Source organism: Micromonospora sp. NPDC049801 (assembly GCF_040656575.1).
Lineage (GTDB): Bacteria > Actinomycetota > Actinomycetes > Mycobacteriales > Micromonosporaceae > Micromonospora.
Window position 1 is genome coordinate 434392 of sequence record NZ_JBFAMS010000003.1, and the last position, 16707, is coordinate 451098.

A 16707-nucleotide genomic window follows, 5' to 3' on the forward strand; every position below is an offset into this window, starting at 1 on the left:
CCTCGCGGTCGCTCCCCAGCCTGCCAGCCGGACGCCACATCGACAGGGGATAATCAGCCGATGAGTCAATCGGTTCCGGACAGGCGACTCGACGACGACCGGGCGACCCGGCTGGCCCGGATCTGCGCGGACATCGCGCAGGTGGGCGACCTGCTCGGCCCGGAGCCGACCCGCGCGCTGACGCGGCTGCGTGACCGCTCGCTGTCCGACCAGGGCGTGGACGCGGTGCTGGCCGAGGTGACCGAGTTGATGCGCCTCGCGGGGCTGGTCGGTGGCGACACGACCGTCCGGGGAGACCGCTACCTGCCGCTGGCCGGCATCCGCGGCCGCCGCCCGGAGGTGGTCCAGGTGTGCCCCGCCGACCTGTGCGACAGGGTCGAGATACCTCGGCCGGACGGCGGCCCGCCGCCGCGCTGCGCCGTGTGGGACTGCCCGCTGCCGGCGTTCCGGATGGACCGGTGAACGCGCTCATCGCCTCGCTCGGCGGCAAGCTGGCGGAGCGGTGGCTCGCCGCACTGGCGCTGCCCGGTGTGGTGTTCGTGGCGATGGCCGCCGTGGCGCTGCGGCTCGGCCACGCCCACTGGTGGGACCTGGCGCTGCTGCGGCGGGAGGTGGACCGGCTCGCCCTCGGGTCACCCACGCGCAGCACCGGGTCCGCGCTGCTGATCGTGCTCGGTGTCGTGCTGGGCGGTGTCGTCGCCGCGATGGCCGCCCAGAGTCTGGAACGCCTGGTCGTGGCCCTGTGGACGCAGGACTGGGGTCGGGTCGGCGATGCCGTGACCCGCCGGCGGCGACGCCGGTGGAACGCCGCCATGGACCGGTACGAGAACGCCCTGCGGGACAAGGCACGCCGGTTGCGGTCGCCCGCCGACGCCGCCGGACCGCTGCCGGACACCCAGGCGCTCGCCCGCGCCTGCGACCGGATCGCATTGACCGAGCCGGACCGGCCGACCTGGATCGGTGACCGGATGCAGGCCACGGCGGTACGGGTGCGGGCCGGCTACGGCCTGGACCTGGCCGCCGCGTGGCCCCGGCTGTGGTTGCTGCTGCCCGAGGACACCCGGGGGCCGCTCGCCCTCGCGCAGGCCGACTTCGCCGCCGCCGCCCGACGGGTGGGCTGGGGGCTGCTGTACCTGGCGCTCGGCCTGCTGTGGTGGCCCGCGGCGGTCGTCGGCCTCGGTCTGTGCGTGGTGGGCTGGCGACGGGGCCGGGGTGCGGTATCCGTGCTGGCCGACCTGGTGGAGGCGGTGGTCGACCTGCACGTACGCACCCTCGGCGCCGCGCTGGGCCACCCCACCGACGGCGCCTTCGGCACGGCCGACGGCGAGGCGGTGACCCTCCTGCTGCGCAAGGACCGGTGAATTCCGGGTCACGCGCAGTTCGCCGCGACGAACTTCCGGCATCAGATGGCGGGAACGACAGGACGGTCGAGCAGGGTGCGGTCGCCGTCGACGCCCTGATCCAGCGCGGCCGCGACATCCTCGTGCGGGGCGCCGGGCCGGATGGCGCTGACGTCGTCCAGACGCCGGTAGTGCTGGTCGCTGAGGTCGAGGTCGAGAGACTTCAGGTATTCCTCCAACTGGGTCGGGGTGCGCGGGCCGACGATCGGGATCATGGCCGTGGAGGCCAGTGCCGCCCGGCGACGCAGCCAGGCCAGGGAGACCTGGCCCGCGCTCACACCGAGTTCCTCGGCGATCGCGAGTACGGCGTCGACGACGGCGGTGCGCTGCGCCGTGCCCTCGACCGCGTCGCCCCGGGCGGTCAGCCGGCCCTGCGCGCCCTGCCGGTACTTGCCGGTCAGCAGGCCGCCGGCCAGCGGGGAATAGAGGATCGCGCCCAGGCCGTGGGCCTGCGCCATCGGCAGCAGCTCCCGGTCGGCGGATCGCTCGGCCAGGCTGTATTCGGTCTGTATGCCGACCAGGGGGGCCAGGCCGCGCAGGTCGGTGTGGACCGCGGCACCGGCGACCCGCCAGGCGGGGAAGTTGGACAGCGCGCCGTGCAGGATCTTGCCGGAGCGGATCAGGTCGTCGAACCCGGCCAGGATCTCCTCGATCGGCGTGACACCGTCGGGGAAGTGCGGCATGAAGATGTCGACGTAGTCGGTGTTCAGACGGCGCAGACTCGCGTCGAGAGACCGAACCATGATCTTGCGACTGTTGCCGGTCGTGCCGGGGCGCGGCGGGGCCTGCCTGCTCCCGCTGTACTTGGTGATGATCACGAAGTCGTCCCGTTGACGCCCGAGCAGCCCGCCCAGCACGGTCTCGGCCTCCCCGTCCCGGTAGAGGTTGGAGGTGTCGAACGTGGTGCCGCCGGCCTCGACGAAGGCCCCGAAGATCTGTCGCGAGGCCTCCGGGCCGGCGCCGGCGTCCGAGGTGCTGAAGTTCGCCGTCCCGAGCGCGTACTGCGACACGCGCAGTCCGGTCAGACGGCCGAAGGTCTGGTAGCGCATGGTGGGCTCCTGAGTTGCGGTGCAAGGAGGTACGCTCTCGACAGTAGCAAGAAAAACGAGGGGTCACTCTTTATGCCCAGGGTCAGTCAAGCCCATCTCGACTCTCGCCGCCAGCAGATCGTGGACGCCGCCCGCGCCCGGTTCGCCAGCCACGGCTTCGCCCACACGTCGATGGCCGACATTGTCGCCGAGTCCGGGCTCTCGAACGGAGCCATCTACCGGTACTTCACGAGCAAGGACGAGATCGTCGTCGCGGTCTGCGAACAGGGGACCGACGCGCTGCCGAGGGCGCTCACCGCCGAGGCGGTGGGGGGTTTCCTCGAGTACGTGCGTACCCAGGCCCGGGACACCCACCACGCCCGGCTGGTTGCCCAGATCTACGCCGAGGCGGCGGTGTCGCCGCTGCTGGCGGCCGTTGTGCAACGACAGCTCTCGGCCATGCGGGCCGCGATCGCCGAGCTGGTGCCGGACCGCCAGCGCCCACGGGCGGGACAAATCGCCGAAGCCTTCGTGGCCCTGTCGGTCAGCTATAGCCTGCAACTGGCGGTCCGCGGCGACGTGGACCCCGCGCCCTATGCCGCGGCGTTGATGGCGATCATCAACGACTAGGCGGGCCCGATCGCTGCCGGCCCGCGAGCGTTCGTCCCGGCGTCGGGCGGCGGCCCGATGAGATGGCCGAGTAAAAAGAGTGAACCGTCATTTTGGGTGCTAGAGTCGATCAGCGTCCCGCCCTCTGGAGGAGCCATGCCGGTAGCTCACATCGCCGCGATCAACCTGGACTGCCCCGACCCGGCCGACCTGGCCCGCTTCTGGGCCGCCATGCTCGACGGTGAGGTCGCGGTCCAGACACCGGACTTCTGTGCGGTCAAGGCGGGGCCGCTGCTGCTCGGCGCCGTTCGCGTCGACGGCTACCAGCCACCGACCTGGCCCTCGGGTGAGCGGTCGCAGCAGATCCACTTCGACTTGGCCGCCGATGACCCCGACAGCCTCGACGACGCTGAGGCGCGCGCGATCGAACTCGGCGCGGTCAAGGAAGAGCAGCAGTTCGCGCCGGACCGTTATCGCGTCCTGCGTGACCCGGCCGGCCATCCCTTCTGCCTACGCCGCTGACCTGCCGATGCTGGTCGGGCTGACTGTTCACGACCAGCGGGCACACTCGGCGACCAGGCGTGGGTCGGTGCGTACCCAGACCTCGCCCCCGGCGGCCTCGGCCGGGGTATCGACCCGTTCGAGGCCGAGGAATTCGATCAGCGGCAGCAGAGCAGCCCGCTCGGCGCGGTCGTCGTCGATGTCGTGCCCGTCGAAGAAGACGTAGTACCTGTCGCTGGGGTCGACGTAGCCCGAGTCCGCCCAGATCCGGGCGACCTCTGCGAGCGCCGCCGCCTCCGTCGTGATCGTGGCGGCGCGCGCGGCCCCGCGGTCCTCCGGTGCCGCGTCGAGGTCGGCGAGGTCGGCGAACCACTGGCCGAAGTGGTCGAGGCCGCGATAGCCGTTCTCGAAGAACAGCATCGCGCTCGGGAGGTAACGGTTGGCCCGATCGATCCGCAGGTGTGCCGACCGGGGCGGGTCCGCCTCCTCGATCCGGGAGATCACTCCCAGGTGGGGCATGAGCACCAAAGTCTGCCGCGCTGGCTCGTCCCTGATCGTGTACGTGGCGGACTCGCGGCCCCGGAAGAACGCGGAGAACGCCACGTAGGCCTCCTGCGGGTCGCTCACCGAGACCTGGTGCGTGGTGCCGTCACCGGCGGTGAAGACGAACTGCTTCGGTCCGGGGCGGTAGGGGCGGGCCATGTACGTCCTTCGCAAAGGGGTGAAAGGCCCGTCAGCGTATCGGGGGTCGGGTTTCCGCGAACGTGAGATCCGGGCATGTATTCCGACACTGCTGGAAGGGGAGAGACAGCAATGTTGGTAACCGGTTATCTCGGCGCGGTGCTCATCGGCGCACTCGTCGGCCTGCTCGGCCGGCTCATCCTGCCGGGGCGGCAGCGGATCGGCATCTTCGCCACGTTCGTTCTCGGCGTCGGCTCGGCGGTGCTGGGCACCGTGGTCGCCCGGGCCCTGCACGTCGACGACGACGCCGGCGTGAAGGTGTGGGTGCTGCGCTGGGACTGGATCGTGCTCGCGATCCAGGTCGGCCTCGCGATCGTCGCCGTGGCGCTGGCGAACATGCTGACCTTCACCCGGCTTGCCGGCGGCGGCGAAACCCCTCGTCGGCGGCCCCGGCGCAGCAAGGCCAAGCGCGAGTCGTGATCGCGATCCTTCCGCCGGGCGGGCTGACCAGGTCGGCGAGTCCCCGCTCGCGGATCAGCGTGCCTCCGCCACGCTGATCCGCTCCCAAGATCCGCACAACATCAGGGATGTTGCTGTCTCCCGGGTGGCGGAGGCAGCAGTAACAGGGAAGTTGCGCGGATCTTGGCGTGCGAGTGGGCGGATCGGCAAGCGGACGGGCGGGCGCGCAGCGGCGGGATGCGGCGAAGGGACCACTCGCCCGAGTGGTCCCTTCGCTGGTCGTGGAGGAGTGGCTAGACTTCAGGTTGGCACTTCACCTGCGCTCCGCTGCGGCGGGCGCAGCCTCGGGAGGGTGTTGCAGCACCCTCTCGAGGGGCCGTCCCGTCGGACGGCGGCTATTCGCAGAAGACCCGCACGGTGGCATCGGGGGAGTCCACCTCCACGGTCACGTCGTCGAGGTGTTCGACGAGCGCCTCCAACTGCTCGGGCTTGAGCTGCGTCAGGTCGATCGGCACACCCGAGTCGCTGAGCGAGGCGTTGGCCTTGACCAGGGCCTGCGGCGGCACCAGCGCCGCCAGCCGCACGCCGGCCCGCAGCAGTTGCAGCGGCACCCGCACGTTGACCCGCGACGGCTCGCCGTTGTCGGTGGCATCCACCACCACCCGCAGGTACTTCACCTTCCCCTTGGGCCGGGCGTCGGCACCCGCCACCGCCGGTGCCTGGTCCCGTTCGAGGGCGGCGATGAGCTGCTCCGCCTCCTCGGCCGTGATCTTGCCGGCGGCAAGCATGTCGAGGATGTCCTTGCGTTGTTCGGTCATGCGAACCTCTCCTATCGAATGGCCACGAGCACGGCCGAGTGGCCCTGCTCGATGTCGAAGCGGGCGCCGGGCAGCGCGGAGACGACGCGCCATCCGGCGCCGAGCGCCCGCATCACCCGGATGCGGAACACGAGGCAGGCCACGATCGCCGCGAGGACGACCAGGACCAGAACCGGCAGGAGTACGAGCACCACGGGGAGCACCGGAACCCAGAAACGGACGGGTCGGCGGGCGGGGCGATTGACCCGGACGGTCACCAGTTGGGGCATCATGAGCGGCCGTCCAGCTCGGCCAACGCCTGCTGTGCCGTGATCTCACCGCGGCGCAACCGGTCGATGATGTCGGCCCGGGACGGCGCGGGATCGGTCTCGACGAAGTCGAGCATCTGCGTGATCCGGTTGAGCCGTGACTTGATCGTCGGATAGCTCACCCCGAAGATGCGTTCCATCTCCTTGATCGAACCGTGGCAGCGCACGAACGCCGTGACGAAGACCTGGTCCTCGACGTTGAGCTGGGCCAGTTGCGGTAGCTCGAACGCGCCCTCGATCGCGACGCCGTTGCTCGCCAGGCGCACGCGCTCGATGACGAACGGCTGGCCTCGCGTCAGGCTGGTCAGTTCCTGCCAGTCCATCGCCTGCTCTGTCATACTTAAAGTTGTAGCTTAAGAATCCTCAACTTCCAAGAGGTAAACCTTAATTTTCTTGAGTACGAGGGCACTCCGGCCGGTCTGGCCACGACCACCGCGCGCGCTCGGCGGCTGGTCGGTCGGGGTCGGCGCAGAGTTGGGTGGTCAGGGCGGTGCGGGCCCACTCTTCCCACGCCTCCGGTGACCACTCGCGGTCGCGGACGAAGATCAGGTAGAGCTGCGGGCTGAGCAGGCCGAACAGCAGGTCAGCCGCCATGTCGACGGAGAGGCCGGGGCGGGCGTCGGGCTTGCCCATGAGGGCTTCGGCCGCTGCGTACTGCACCGTGTAACGCGGGTCGGGGCCATCCGTCCACTGTGCGGCGATCTCCGGGTCGGTGGCTGCGGCAGCCGCGATGAGCGGCATGATCGGGGCGACCCGGCCCAGGATCTCGCCGGTGCCGTGCACGTGTGCGCGTAACTGCCCGGCTGCGGTGGGCTCGGCGCACGCGGCGCGAAACCACTCCCGGTCCATGGTGGCGACCGGCTCGGTGTCCCCGGCGATGGACGTGTCGACGACGTCCTTGAACAGGGTGCGCTTGTTACGGAAGACGAAGTAGACCGTCTGGACGGCCACCCCCGCACGATCCGCCACCTCCTGCAGGCTCGTCGCCCCGTACCCCTGCGCGACGAACAGCTCGCGAGCCGCGTCGATGACCTTCTGGCGGGTGCGGTGCGAGCGCTCGGCTCGCTTGTCCGGCCTCTTGACCGTGTTCATGATGCGAGCCTATCTTCAGAGTATGTCACTAGAGTTTAACTCTAAATTCTTGGAGGAGACGATGACGCAGCCCAACGCCGCCCAGGGGTCGGCCCCCGCCCCGGCCTCCCCGCAGCGGGACCAGGAGGAGGAAGCGGTTCACCGCGCACTGGAGAGCTACTACCGCGCCGGCAGGCCGCCATGGGACACCGGCGTGACACCGCCCGAGTTGGTCGACCTGGTGGAGGGGCGCAACGCGCTGCCGCCCGGTAGGGCCCTCGAACTCGGCTGCGGCACGGGGACCAACGCCGTCTACCTCGCGCGGCACGACTGGGAGGTGGCCGCCGTGGATCTGATCGACAGCGCCGTCGACCTGGCCAGGGAGAAGGTCGCGGCGGCGGGAGTGGCGGTACGGGTGCGGCACGGAGACGCCACCCGCCTCGACGAGCTGGACGTGCCGGGCCCCTTCGACCTGTTCTTCGACCTGAGCTGCTACTGCGGAATTCCACTGCATCGCCGCGACGCCTACGCTGCCGGGCTCACCCACCGCGCCGCTCCCGGGGCACTGTTGCTGATGTTCGGGTACGGCCCCGAGCCACTCGACAATCCGACCACCGAGATCGCGTCGTGGGCGGCCGGCGTCACCGCGGACGAAGTCCGCGCCAGGTTCCCCGGCTGGGCACTTGTCGACGTCACACCGGGCACCAACGCGGTGCCGACCTTCTGGTTCACACTGCGCCGCGACGCCTAGCGACCTCCGATCCCGCGGAGCCGCCGTGCGCGGTGTTCCTCCTTCCCGGGCGGCCGAGGAGGAACAGCGCCGTGGCGTCGATGACGTCGTCGAAGTGCCCGCCGTCGCCGGGGTAGTGGAATCCGTGCTCGGCGTCCTCGTACTCGAGGAGGGCGCACTCGTTGCCGGCGCGCGCCATCGCGTCGCGGAAGCGCCGCGCGCAGTCGATCGGCTCGACCTCGTCGCGGGTGCCGTGGTGGATCTGCGTCGGCGGATTGCCCGGCCGGACCCGCTCGATCAGCGAATACTCAATCAACCTGCCCGCGTCGAGGCCAACCTGCCGTTCCAGGCGGCGCTGCGCGTCGGCCGTGCGGACGCCCAGGTTGAGTCCCGCCGGGTTGAGGGCCACCACGGCCGCGACGCCGGGCTCCGGTGCCGCGCGGGACGGCGTCAGGGCCGCCAGCATCGCCAGGTGCGCGCCGGCCGAGCTGCCACCCGAGGCCAGCTGCGACGCAGCGAGCCCGCGCGACGCCGCCAGTCGGCCGAACTGCGCGACCGCGCGCCGCACGTCGGCGAGGCAGTCGTCGATGCTGGTCGCGCCGAGACCGAGCAGCCGGTACCCGGCCGACACCGCGAGGATTCCCCGCGACGCCAGCGCCCGGCAGTGCGGCGCGAGCCCGTGGGGTGATCCGCCGCGCAGGGCGCCGCCGTGGAACAGGACGACGCCAGCGCGCGGCGGTGTGCCGTCACCCGGCTCGAAGACCAACAGGGGCAGCTCACTGCCGTCGGTGGCCCGGTACGAGGTCGAGGACGTCAGACAGGTCCCCGGCATGACGGCATCCGGTCTCGGCCGCATGCCCTAGGCGTCCGCGATGGCCTTGAGCGCCGTGTCGAGCGCCTGGTCGGCCGGCACGGGTACGTCGGGGACCACTCCGACGCCCTCCCAGTTGGTCCCGGTGACGCTGTTGATGGTCCGGGCGGTCGGAACGGTCACCAGGATATGTTCGGTGACCGCGTGGCGGGCCGTCGGATGGGCGCCGCCCCGTGTCGTCTCACCGACGACGACGGCTCGACCGTGCGCCTGGAGGGTGTACGCGACGTCCTCGCCCCCGGAGAACGTCGTCGCGCTGGTGAGCACGAAGACCGGGCGGTCCAGGTAGCGCGGCGCGGGAAGGTGCGCGGCGGTCCAGAACTGGCGGGTGGCGCCGGTGGAACGCTCGTAGAAGTCGTTGAGGTGCACCTGGTCGTCGCGGAAGAAGTAGCTGCACCACATCGCGGCTCCCTCCGGCGCTCCGCCGGAGCACGCGCGCAGGTCCAGGATGAGCGCCGAGCTGAGGGCGACCAGTTGCATGGCCGCGCCGATCACGCTGGCCCCCGCGTCGGCGTACGCGATGCGCCGCAGGTCGATGAGCCCGACCTTGCCGTCCACCTGCTCGACCCGGCGGACGCCCTGGTTCTCCGTCCGGAGCAGCGCGAGGAACGCCGCCTTGCCCCCGTCCTCGTCCGCTGGATCCAGCGACTGTGGCTGGTCCGACCACAGCAGCCGCAGATGCCTGTCCGGGCACGCCTGCTGAAGGTGGGCGGTCACCGTCTCGCAGAGCGCTGGCCCGTCCAGGTCGTCGTACTCGCCCGCCGCGAGACGACGCCGGATCGTGGCGTCGATGTCCGCGACCTTCGCCGGAAAGACGTACCCGGCCTCGATCCGATCCAGGGCCCGTCCGATGATCTCTTCGTTTGACAGCACGGCGGGCCACGATAGACCGGACGAAGCCCCAGGGCCACCGAATATCGCGAGGCTCAGCCCGGAACGGCCGGGGTGGGTCGGAGTCAGGCGCGCGGCAGGACGCCCACGAGCTGCGTGATGATCGCGATGCGCAGGGCTGTCTGCGGGTCGATGTGGTAGACCGCGAGCGTCGGCTCGGACTCGTAGACGGCGAGCAGGCTCGGCGGTGGCGTGCTGTAGGCGGAGAACGCGCCGGCCACGATGAGGACCTGAAGGCAGAACAGGTCGGTGCGGTCGCCGACCTCGGGCAGGTGCCGGCGGATGAGGCCGGCCATCGCCGCGAGGTTGACCAGCGAGGCCCGCTTGTGCCGGCGGGCCGCCTCGACCGAGACGTTGTGTTCGAGCACTCCGCCCTGCGCGCCGAAGAGATCACAGAGCACCGTCTCGGCGGCCAGCGACCGGCTGAGCACGTCGGCCACCTGCTCGGCCCGCTCCGACGCGGATCGGTCCGGCTCGACGCCCCGGGTCAACTCCTGCTCCAGCTCGGCCAGCCAGGTCGTCGTCCGGTCGTCGAGGAGGTCGAGCAGCACCGCCTCGCGGGACTCGAAATAGCGCAGCACCGCCGTCTTGGCCAGGCCGACCCGCCGGCTCAGCTCGTTGAGGGTCACGTCGGCCACCGGCATCTCGTCGAGCATCGCCGAGGTCGTCTCCAGGATTGCCTGGCGACGGGCCGCGCGCTGCTCCTCGCTGCGCGCCCGCTGGAACGTCATGCGTCAACCCTAACTTAGGTACCGCCGGTCTCTTGACAGCGTACCGGCGGTACATTAGCGTTTCGAGCATAACTTACCGGCGGTACCTTAGGAGCCTGAGATGAAGTGGACCGAGCAGCAGATTCCGCGCCAGGACGGCCGGGTGGCCGTGGTCACCGGCGCCAACACCGGCCTGGGCTTCGAGACCGCCCGGCTCCTCGCCGAACGCGGGGCTTCGGTCGTGCTGGCCGTACGCGACACCGGGAAGGGCAAGCGCGCCGCCGCCCGGATGAGTGGCGACGTCTCCGTACAGGAACTGGATCTGACCTCGCTGGAGTCGGTGCGCGCCGCCGCGGCCGGACTGCACGCCACCCACCCGCGGATCGACCTGCTGATCAACAACGCCGGCGTCATGTACACGCCGAAGCAGACCACCCGCGACGGCTTCGAGATGCAGTTCGGCACCAACCACCTGGGTCACTTCGCGTTCACCGGCCTGCTGCTCGACCTGCTGCTGCCGGTGCCCGGCTCCCGGGTGGTCACGGTCAGCAGCGTCGGCCACCGGATCCGCGCCGCGATCCACTTCGACGACCTGCAGTGGGAGCGGTCGTACGGCCGCGTCGCCGCCTACGGCCAGTCGAAGCTCGCCAACCTGATGTTCACCTACGAGTTGCAGCGCCGGCTCGCCCCGCACGGCACCACCGTCGCGGTGGCCGCGCACCCCGGCGTCTCCGACACCGAACTGGTCCGCAACTCCCCGGCGCTCGTCCGCGCGCCGATCACCCTGCTCGCCCCGGTGGTCACCCAGCCCGCTGCGGCAGGCGCGCTGCCCACCCTGCGTGCCGCCACCGACCCGTCCGTCCTCGGCGGGCAGTACTACGGCCCCGACGGCCTGGGCGAGACGCGCGGCCACCCGAAGCTGGTCACGTCCAGCCCCGAGTCCTACGACCTGACCGTGCAGCAGCGCCTCTGGGCCGTCTCGGAGGACCTCACCGGCGTGCGGTTCCCGGTCGGCCAGACGGCCGCCGAGGTGTGACCGTGCCGCACCAGCCCCGCTACCCGTGCTCCGACGACGTCAGCGTGCCGCGACGCTCAATCGTCGGCCGATCTGCCAGGAGGCGGCAGGCCAGGCCGTGACGAAGCCGGCGATCATCCCGATCTGGCCGGCGAACCAGAACGTGGGGCTGTCGAGCCGCAGGGGTGGCTCCGGAAAGACCATGTGGTGCGCCAGCGTCAGCCACCCGAACAACGCCACCTCGAACGCGGTGATGGTCACCAGTTCCACCTTCACGACGGTCGCCAGCGCGCGCCAGACCTCCGCGAGGCTGCGACGGGGGCTCTCGAAGAGCCGGAAGAGGACGGCGATCGTCACCGCCATCAGATAGTCGCCCGCGTAGCCGATCCACAGCGGGCTCCGGGGGAGATCGAATCCGTACAGGGCGACCTCGGCGACGACGAAGCCGAGGGCGCAGTGCGCGCCACAACGGGACACCTGGGTCACGATGGTGCCCCGGTGGGGCCGTCGAGACCGATCCTTGCGCGGCGACGGCGCGAGCGCCTCGGGTCTACCCCAGGTCCAGTAGAGGCGGACGGCCACCGGGCCGATGTACAGGACGGTGACCAGCCAGACGATCTCCATGACCCTGACCGGCTGACGGTGCCCGTAGAGGTACGTGTCGACGAGGACGATCACGAAGCTGACGACACCGACCGCGAGTGAGATCCAGGAGAGCGTCGAGAGCCAGGTCGGCTGCATCCTCGCCCCCTTTTCCATCCGGCGCCTCGGCGCTCGGCGCGGCCGAACGTGCAGGGGGGTCAACTGATGCCGACGGCAGCTCACAGTCTCCCAGCTCGCACCCGTCCGCATCAGTGGATCGGGGCGTTCGTCGTGCGGGCCGCGCCCCCCGGGCACGGGGGACCCCGCTCCCTCTGCGCGGGGATCCGCCGGGCACGCCGACAGCGCAGCGTGGGACCGGAGGAAACCACCGCATCGATACGGAGTGACGACCGTGAACCAGAGCGCTGAAGCATCGAAGCCGCCGCCGTGGGCACGCCGAGCAGGTCACGTGGCGTGGATCGCGCCCGTTCTGGGCTTCATCCCACTGCACGTTCCCTGGATCCTCGGCATCCCGCTGTTCGCATACGCCGAACCGTTCGAGGAGTGGTACCACGGTCGCGGGCCCGGCGTCGGGGACCACCCGGTCGACGGGTTCCTGGGCCTGCCGGCCGGCGCGTTCTACCTGGGCCTGCTGTGCGTCCTCGCCGGGCTCGGGGGAGTGCTGGCGCTCGGCCTGATCAGCGACTGGGGGCGTACGTTTCCCCGGTGGGTGCCGTGGCTTCGCGGCCACCGCGTGCCGCCGTGGGTGCCGCTCACGCCGACGGTGCTGGGATCCGCCCTGATGATCGGCTATGCGGCGACCCTGCCCTGGCAGTTCGCCGCCGACCTCTCCGAATCCAGCGCGCAGGACATCTTCACCCCGACGGGTGTCCTCATCGGCCTTCCGCTGCTCCTGGCCTGGGCGATCGCGTTGCCGTTGGCCGGGTGGTCCTACTACCGGCGTACCCGGGCGCCGCGCTGACGGTGCCGCCGAGTGCCGTCCGGCTCGGGTTGTCAGTCGGCGAAGTCGACGTCGGTGAGCGTGGCGCAGCGGTGCGTGGCGAGGCGTTCGGCCTGCGCGGTGATGGCGTCGCGCGTGCCGGCGGACAGTCTGCGCCAGGGTTGGACCGCGACCGTGAACGTCTTGCCGGACTTGCGGGGACGCCAGGTGCCGACGATCTCGCCGTCGACCAGCACCGCGCCGGGGCGACCCAGCACCGGCCACAACTCCTTCGCGTGGGCGGCGTCGGGCGCGAGTGTCGCCCGGTCCTTGGCCTGCAGGAACAGGTCGAACGGGCCGAGTAGGCGGGTCGCGCTCACCTCGGCCGACGTCAGCGCCTCCTCGTCGGCGGCCAGCAGCGAGCGCGTCTCGCCGTCGACCGTCACGTCGACCACGTCGTCGGGCCAGCGTGCCTTCACGTCCTTGACCGGCGCGTCGAGATAGTCGGCGACCTGCTTCGGAGTGGCGGGGCCGAGCAGCCGGAGGTACGCGCGGACGAGGTCGAACCGGTCGCCCGGGGCGGACACCCGGCGGAAGCCGGTGATGCGCCGCAGGACCGGAGGTGAGGTGTCGAGCTGCAACTCGAGACCGGCCCGCGCGGCGGCGAGCCGGAACGGCATCTCGTACAGGTGGGTGGCGTCGCACGGCCGGCAGAACCGCAGGTACGGCTCGGGCAGCATGGTGGCCAGGCGGCCGGAGACGTCGCCCTTGACCGTTGGCGCGGTGACGATCGTCCGCATGCCGGCGGCCACCTCGTCGAGGGCGGCGAGGTTGCCGATGCCGGCGGCCTTCAACGGCTTCGAGGCGTCGTAGATGCGCTTGCCCGCGTCAGCGTCGGAGAACGGCTCGACCGCGGCCACCACCTGCCCGACGTCGGCCCGGCGGTAGAGGTGCGGAGCGCCCCGTACGGTCCACAGCAGGACCACGTCGGCGTCGGACAGCGCGGTCACGTCGACGCCACGGACGGCGAGAGCCCAGCGGGCGCCGTCCGGTCCGGTGTTCTGCACGCCGATGTCCAGGACGGCGGTGTCGGCCAGCGAGCCGCCCTCATCCCGGTCCAGCTGCTGCGCGCGGACGCGGAACGTCATCACCTGCCGCCGATCGACCATGAACGCACCCTAGCCGCGAGCGGTCAGTCAGCGGTGAGCGGCACAGCCGGCCCGCCTTGGCGCACGCAGATGGACATGTCCGCGTAGTGCGTGGTGAGGAGGGTTGCGTCGTGCCGTGGGTTCCCCACCTCCACGGTCAGGCACCGGTCGATCGAGCCCTCACCATTCCAGAACAGGGAATGGATCGTGACGCCACGGCGCCGCCAGTCGTCGATGTCCGCCTGGACTCGTTCGAACCAACCGTCCAGCGTCCGCCCGGAGTATGCGGAGTCGACGAAGCGCACGCTCACCCCGCGCACCAGCGGGCGTATCTTGGCGTCGAAGTCGGCGGTGGGAACGCGGTGGACCAGTAGCACCCGTCCGGGTAGGTCGAGGCTGACCGAGGTGTAGGCGTGTGGCCAGTTCCGGGCGGCGTAGTCCTCCACGGTGTCGGCGGCGGCCATCAACTCGTCCTGGCCCGCCCAGTAGGACTGCGCCGGTGCGGGCGTACCGGTGGCCGGCGGCGACTCTGGCGTCGTCGATGCGGCGGCGCAGGCAGCGGGAAGGGCGAGCAATGGTACGGACAGCAGCGCGGCCAGGCGTCGACGCATGATCAGAACTCCTCACCGACGGCAGATCACTATTACGGACACTACGGACTTACCGAGCGATCGTCGGTGATTCGCACGCCCACACGGGGTCGGCTGGTGATGAGGGCCTCGCCGAGCGTCGACCATCGGGCGGTCGACGCCGAGAAACTAGAGTTGGTGGGGTGCGGATCCGGATCGAGGGCAGTGACCTGCCGGGCCGGCGCGCGGGCGCGGAGGCCGACGCGCTGCGGCTCGGCAACGTGCACGTCGGCATCCAGCGCAAGAGCGAGGTGGTCGATCGCGTACGGGTCGACGCGGCACGGGCGGTCTGGAACGTAGCGGTGTCCAGCCGGGAGATCGACGGGGTGCTGGACGTCGGCGGGCCGTTCGTGCATGGACGACCCGGAGGGCGTTTTCTCTACCTGAGCTGGGGCACGGTGATCGATGACGGGTTCGCGATGTTCCGGCGGGCGAAGCTGATGTTCACCGACATCCCGACCGACCTGCTGCGCGCCGCGCACGAGAGCGGGGGGTTGCTGGTGAGCAGACTGGGGCTGACGGACGCGGCCGGCGGGCCGGTATGCGCCCGGGTCCACCCGCCCGCCATCGGCTGGACGCTGGAATAGCCCCGGCCGCCCGTACCGGACGGACGACCGGGAAGACAAGCCGTCAGGCGACCAGGGAGACCCGTCCGTTGTCCAGGTCGTAGCGGGCGCCCACGACCCGCAGCGCGCCCTGACGCACCTTCTCGGCGATGATCGGGCTGCGCGCCGACAGTGCCCGAACCTGGGCGGCGATGTTGGCGCGGACGGCGTTCTCCACCGGGTCGCCGGGCTGGTCCAGCACCGGCTCGACCACCGGGCGGAGGCTGTCGACGATGGCGCCGATGTGTCCGGGAGCGGTGCCGCCGGTGTGGATGGCGTCGATGGTGGCCGTGATCGCGCCGCAGCGTTCGTGCCCGAGGACGACGATCAGCAGGCTGCCGAACTCCTCCACGGCGAACTCGACGCTGCCCAGCAGCAGGTCGTCGACGATGTTGCCGGCCACCCGGTTGTCGAACAGGTCACCGAGCCCCTGGTCGAACAGCACCTCGGGCGCGACCCGGGAGTCGGCGCAGCCGACCGTGACAGCGAACGGGTGCTGGCCGGCGGCGAGGCGGTGCAGGTCGTCGAGGCCCTGGTGCGGGTGCCGACCGTGACCGCTGGTGAAGCGGTGGTTGCCGGCGAGCAGCCGACGCAGCGCCTCGGCCGGCGTGGCAACGGTGTCGTCGGCCGGCGGCGCGGCGGCGGCGCTCGCCGCGGACGGACCGGCGACGGCCGCGCCGAGCGCGACGGCCGTCGCGCCGCCGGCGGCCAGCAGGGAACGGCGAGACAGCGGGGTACGAGGCACAGTGATCTCCCGAGGGTGAGGCGGTTGCCTTCTTCCTACCAGGCGATCATCCACAGTGGTGCGCCGGTTCCCCGCCGCCGCCCCGGCCACCCGGTCGCGCGCGGCGGCCGGGGGGACCGGGGTTCGGTGTATCAGCGGTGCTCGCTGTCGAGGGCGGCGACCTCGCGTACGGCCTGGGCGACGGCCGCGAAGTCCTTCTTGAGGATCGCGCCGTGGTTGCTGGCGACCTTCGCGTGGACTCGGATGTTCGGGTTGCGCGTGGTCACCGCGTCGAGGCTGGCGCGGATGCGTTCCTGCTCGTCACCCTTGCTGCCGAGGGACGTTCCCGAGGCGACCACGTACCGCACCGGGACGGTGATGCCGTCCAGCACCGGACCCAGTTCGCGTTCCCGGGAGAGCCGGCCCAGCTCGATGTTGCTCTCCGCCTGCTGGGCGGCGCTCATGCGCGGGGTCAGGCCGGTCGGCCGCAGCAGCGGCGTGAACCAGCCCAGGCGCCGGAACAGCTTGCGGATCCGCAGCTCCATGGCGTCGTCGAGCCAGTCGTGCGGGAACGCGCCGTCGACCAGTACCGCGCCGATCGTGCGGTCCGGGTTGCGGTGGGCCCAGTGGGCGCCGACGACGGCCCCGTACGACCAGCCGACGAGCACCGCCCGCTGGACGCCTCGGGCGGCGAGAACGGCGTCGACGTCCCGGACGGCCGCCTCGAAGGAGTAGTCCGCCGAGCGTCCCGACTTTCTGCCGCGGGCCCGCTCGTCGTAGGTGATGTGCCGCCATCGGGTACCCAGGTCGGTGATGACGTTGCGCCAGTACCCCTGGGTGGCGAACTGGCCGTTGAGGAAGACCACGGGGACGCCCGCGCCGCCGGTGTCGGTGACGGCCAGGGCGGTGTCGTCGACCGGCACCATGCCGGTCCACGGCGAACTGGTCGAGGAGGGGGTGTTCGTCGTCATTGTCGTACTCCTTGAG

General features: G+C 71.1%; 23 protein-coding genes. 9 read left to right on the top strand and 14 right to left on the bottom strand.

Annotated elements, in window-relative coordinates:
• Positions 1–60: 60 nt before the first annotated feature.
• Both AB0I89_RS07790 and AB0I89_RS07795 read left to right on the top strand, forming a co-directional pair.
• On the top strand, positions 61–462 hold the full coding sequence (locus AB0I89_RS07790) for a hypothetical protein (protein WP_357121904.1): 402 nt from the start codon (positions 61–63) through the stop codon (positions 460–462).
• On the top strand, positions 459–1361 hold the full coding sequence (locus tag AB0I89_RS07795; protein ID WP_357121907.1) for a hypothetical protein: 903 nt from the start codon (positions 459–461) through the stop codon (positions 1359–1361). Before AB0I89_RS07790 ends, AB0I89_RS07795 begins: the two co-directional genes overlap by 4 nt.
• Positions 1362–1402: 41 nt before the next feature.
• Here the strand turns inward: AB0I89_RS07795 and AB0I89_RS07800 are convergent, their stop codons facing one another.
• Positions 1403–2449, bottom strand: coding sequence for an aldo/keto reductase (locus AB0I89_RS07800; protein ID WP_357121910.1), 1047 nt, complete (start codon positions 2447–2449; stop codon positions 1403–1405).
• A 72-nt stretch (positions 2450–2521) separates the two neighbouring features.
• Here AB0I89_RS07800 and AB0I89_RS07805 point away from each other — a divergent pair, with 72 nt between their 5' ends.
• Positions 2522–3058: a TetR/AcrR family transcriptional regulator gene (locus tag AB0I89_RS07805; RefSeq protein WP_357121913.1), complete on the top strand. Its 537-nt coding sequence runs from the start codon at positions 2522–2524 to the stop codon at positions 3056–3058.
• Between the two features lie 135 nt (positions 3059–3193).
• Entirely contained in the window at positions 3194–3559 is a 366-nt protein-coding gene (locus AB0I89_RS07810; RefSeq protein ID WP_357121916.1) for a VOC family protein, read from the top strand.
• 27 nt (positions 3560–3586) lie between these two features.
• Here the strand turns inward: AB0I89_RS07810 and AB0I89_RS07815 are convergent, their stop codons facing one another.
• The gene (locus AB0I89_RS07815; RefSeq protein ID WP_357121919.1) at positions 3587–4240 is read right to left on the bottom strand and encodes a hypothetical protein; all 654 of its coding nucleotides are present in this window, start codon (positions 4238–4240) and stop codon (positions 3587–3589) included.
• Positions 4241–4351: 111 nt separating this feature from the next.
• Between AB0I89_RS07815 and AB0I89_RS07820 the strand changes: the two genes are divergently transcribed.
• Positions 4352–4699: a GlsB/YeaQ/YmgE family stress response membrane protein gene (locus AB0I89_RS07820; RefSeq protein WP_357121922.1), complete on the top strand. Its 348-nt coding sequence runs from the start codon at positions 4352–4354 to the stop codon at positions 4697–4699.
• Positions 4700–5073: 374 nt separating this feature from the next.
• Here AB0I89_RS07820 and AB0I89_RS07825 read toward each other — a convergent pair whose 3' ends face one another.
• From AB0I89_RS07825 to AB0I89_RS07840, 4 genes are read right to left on the bottom strand one after another with little or no spacing between them, the layout of a single operon-like run.
• A complete protein-coding gene (locus AB0I89_RS07825) occupies positions 5074–5496 on the bottom strand; it encodes a hypothetical protein (protein WP_357121925.1) in 423 nt (140 codons plus the stop codon).
• A gap of 11 nt (positions 5497–5507) precedes the next feature.
• Positions 5508–5753: a hypothetical protein gene (locus tag AB0I89_RS07830; RefSeq protein WP_357121928.1), complete on the bottom strand. Its 246-nt coding sequence runs from the start codon at positions 5751–5753 to the stop codon at positions 5508–5510.
• Positions 5754–5764: 11 nt separating this feature from the next.
• Entirely contained in the window at positions 5765–6142 is a 378-nt protein-coding gene (locus tag AB0I89_RS07835; RefSeq protein WP_357121931.1) for a DUF2089 domain-containing protein, read from the bottom strand.
• A gap of 46 nt (positions 6143–6188) precedes the next feature.
• A complete protein-coding gene (locus AB0I89_RS07840) occupies positions 6189–6896 on the bottom strand; it encodes a helix-turn-helix domain-containing protein (protein WP_357121934.1) in 708 nt (235 codons plus the stop codon).
• Positions 6897–6957: 61 nt separating this feature from the next.
• Here AB0I89_RS07840 and AB0I89_RS07845 point away from each other — a divergent pair, with 61 nt between their 5' ends.
• Positions 6958–7626 carry a methyltransferase domain-containing protein gene (locus tag AB0I89_RS07845; RefSeq protein WP_357121937.1) on the top strand — a complete coding sequence of 223 codons (669 nt, stop codon included), beginning with the start codon at positions 6958–6960 and terminating at the stop codon, positions 7624–7626.
• Here AB0I89_RS07845 and AB0I89_RS07850 read toward each other — a convergent pair.
• From AB0I89_RS07850 to AB0I89_RS07860, 3 genes are all read right to left on the bottom strand, one after another.
• Positions 7604–8437 carry an alpha/beta hydrolase gene (locus tag AB0I89_RS07850; RefSeq protein ID WP_357121940.1) on the bottom strand — a complete coding sequence of 278 codons (834 nt, stop codon included), beginning with the start codon at positions 8435–8437 and terminating at the stop codon, positions 7604–7606. The two genes, AB0I89_RS07845 and AB0I89_RS07850, sit on opposite strands and share 23 nt — an antisense overlap.
• A gap of 27 nt (positions 8438–8464) precedes the next feature.
• The gene (locus tag AB0I89_RS07855; protein WP_357121943.1) at positions 8465–9349 is read right to left on the bottom strand and encodes a S41 family peptidase; all 885 of its coding nucleotides are present in this window, start codon (positions 9347–9349) and stop codon (positions 8465–8467) included.
• 83 nt (positions 9350–9432) lie between these two features.
• Positions 9433–10098, bottom strand: a complete 666-nt coding sequence (locus tag AB0I89_RS07860; protein ID WP_357121946.1) for a TetR family transcriptional regulator — start codon at positions 10096–10098, stop codon at positions 9433–9435.
• A gap of 100 nt (positions 10099–10198) precedes the next feature.
• On the opposite strand from AB0I89_RS07860, the gene AB0I89_RS07865 reads away from it, so the two are divergent.
• A complete protein-coding gene (locus AB0I89_RS07865) occupies positions 10199–11113 on the top strand; it encodes an SDR family NAD(P)-dependent oxidoreductase (RefSeq protein ID WP_357121950.1) in 915 nt (304 codons plus the stop codon).
• A gap of 39 nt (positions 11114–11152) precedes the next feature.
• Here the strand turns inward: AB0I89_RS07865 and AB0I89_RS07870 are convergent, their stop codons facing one another.
• A complete protein-coding gene (locus AB0I89_RS07870) occupies positions 11153–11833 on the bottom strand; it encodes a DUF4396 domain-containing protein (RefSeq protein WP_357121953.1) in 681 nt (226 codons plus the stop codon).
• A gap of 310 nt (positions 11834–12143) precedes the next feature.
• Here AB0I89_RS07870 and AB0I89_RS07875 point away from each other — a divergent pair, with 310 nt between their 5' ends.
• Positions 12144–12656, top strand: a complete 513-nt coding sequence (locus AB0I89_RS07875; protein WP_357121956.1) for a hypothetical protein — start codon at positions 12144–12146, stop codon at positions 12654–12656.
• 32 nt (positions 12657–12688) lie between these two features.
• On the opposite strand, the gene AB0I89_RS07880 is transcribed toward AB0I89_RS07875, so the two are convergent.
• Positions 12689–13783 carry a winged helix DNA-binding domain-containing protein gene (locus AB0I89_RS07880; RefSeq protein WP_357121960.1) on the bottom strand — a complete coding sequence of 365 codons (1095 nt, stop codon included), beginning with the start codon at positions 13781–13783 and terminating at the stop codon, positions 12689–12691.
• Positions 13784–13806: 23 nt separating this feature from the next.
• Positions 13807–14373 carry a hypothetical protein gene (locus AB0I89_RS07885; RefSeq protein ID WP_357121963.1) on the bottom strand — a complete coding sequence of 189 codons (567 nt, stop codon included), beginning with the start codon at positions 14371–14373 and terminating at the stop codon, positions 13807–13809.
• A gap of 161 nt (positions 14374–14534) precedes the next feature.
• Between AB0I89_RS07885 and AB0I89_RS07890 the strand changes: the two genes are divergently transcribed.
• Positions 14535–14978 carry a DUF5990 family protein gene (locus AB0I89_RS07890; protein WP_357121966.1) on the top strand — a complete coding sequence of 148 codons (444 nt, stop codon included), beginning with the start codon at positions 14535–14537 and terminating at the stop codon, positions 14976–14978.
• Between the two features lie 43 nt (positions 14979–15021).
• Here the strand turns inward: AB0I89_RS07890 and AB0I89_RS07895 are convergent, their stop codons facing one another.
• Together AB0I89_RS07895 and AB0I89_RS07900 are read right to left on the bottom strand one after the other, a co-directional pair.
• Positions 15022–15741, bottom strand: a complete 720-nt coding sequence (locus AB0I89_RS07895) for a carbonic anhydrase (protein WP_357121969.1) — start codon at positions 15739–15741, stop codon at positions 15022–15024.
• Positions 15742–15872: 131 nt separating this feature from the next.
• A complete protein-coding gene (locus AB0I89_RS07900) occupies positions 15873–16691 on the bottom strand; it encodes an alpha/beta fold hydrolase (RefSeq protein ID WP_357121972.1) in 819 nt (272 codons plus the stop codon).
• Positions 16692–16707: the final 16 nt, after the last annotated feature.

Excerpts from the sequence above, each read along its gene's own strand:
- AB0I89_RS07790 (WP_357121904.1), top strand. The coding sequence starts at position 61 with ATGAGTCAATCGGTTCCGGACAGGCGACTCGACGACGACCGGGCGACC.
- AB0I89_RS07800 (WP_357121910.1), bottom strand. The coding sequence starts at position 2,449 with ATGCGCTACCAGACCTTCGGCCGTCTGACCGGACTGCGCGTGTCGCAG.
- AB0I89_RS07805 (WP_357121913.1), top strand. The coding sequence starts at position 2,522 with ATGCCCAGGGTCAGTCAAGCCCATCTCGACTCTCGCCGCCAGCAGATC.
- AB0I89_RS07810 (WP_357121916.1), top strand. The coding sequence starts at position 3,194 with ATGCCGGTAGCTCACATCGCCGCGATCAACCTGGACTGCCCCGACCCG.
- AB0I89_RS07815 (WP_357121919.1), bottom strand. The coding sequence starts at position 4,240 with ATGGCCCGCCCCTACCGCCCCGGACCGAAGCAGTTCGTCTTCACCGCC.
- AB0I89_RS07820 (WP_357121922.1), top strand. The coding sequence starts at position 4,352 with ATGTTGGTAACCGGTTATCTCGGCGCGGTGCTCATCGGCGCACTCGTC.
- AB0I89_RS07825 (WP_357121925.1), bottom strand. The coding sequence starts at position 5,496 with ATGACCGAACAACGCAAGGACATCCTCGACATGCTTGCCGCCGGCAAG.
- AB0I89_RS07835 (WP_357121931.1), bottom strand. The coding sequence starts at position 6,142 with ATGACAGAGCAGGCGATGGACTGGCAGGAACTGACCAGCCTGACGCGA.
- AB0I89_RS07840 (WP_357121934.1), bottom strand. The coding sequence starts at position 6,896 with ATGAACACGGTCAAGAGGCCGGACAAGCGAGCCGAGCGCTCGCACCGC.
- AB0I89_RS07845 (WP_357121937.1), top strand. The coding sequence starts at position 6,958 with ATGACGCAGCCCAACGCCGCCCAGGGGTCGGCCCCCGCCCCGGCCTCC.
- AB0I89_RS07850 (WP_357121940.1), bottom strand. The coding sequence starts at position 8,437 with ATGCCGGGGACCTGTCTGACGTCCTCGACCTCGTACCGGGCCACCGAC.
- AB0I89_RS07860 (WP_357121946.1), bottom strand. The coding sequence starts at position 10,098 with ATGACGTTCCAGCGGGCGCGCAGCGAGGAGCAGCGCGCGGCCCGTCGC.
- AB0I89_RS07865 (WP_357121950.1), top strand. The coding sequence starts at position 10,199 with ATGAAGTGGACCGAGCAGCAGATTCCGCGCCAGGACGGCCGGGTGGCC.
- AB0I89_RS07870 (WP_357121953.1), bottom strand. The coding sequence starts at position 11,833 with ATGCAGCCGACCTGGCTCTCGACGCTCTCCTGGATCTCACTCGCGGTC.
- AB0I89_RS07880 (WP_357121960.1), bottom strand. The coding sequence starts at position 13,783 with ATGGTCGATCGGCGGCAGGTGATGACGTTCCGCGTCCGCGCGCAGCAG.
- AB0I89_RS07885 (WP_357121963.1), bottom strand. The coding sequence starts at position 14,373 with ATGCGTCGACGCCTGGCCGCGCTGCTGTCCGTACCATTGCTCGCCCTT.
- AB0I89_RS07900 (WP_357121972.1), bottom strand. The coding sequence starts at position 16,691 with ATGACGACGAACACCCCCTCCTCGACCAGTTCGCCGTGGACCGGCATG.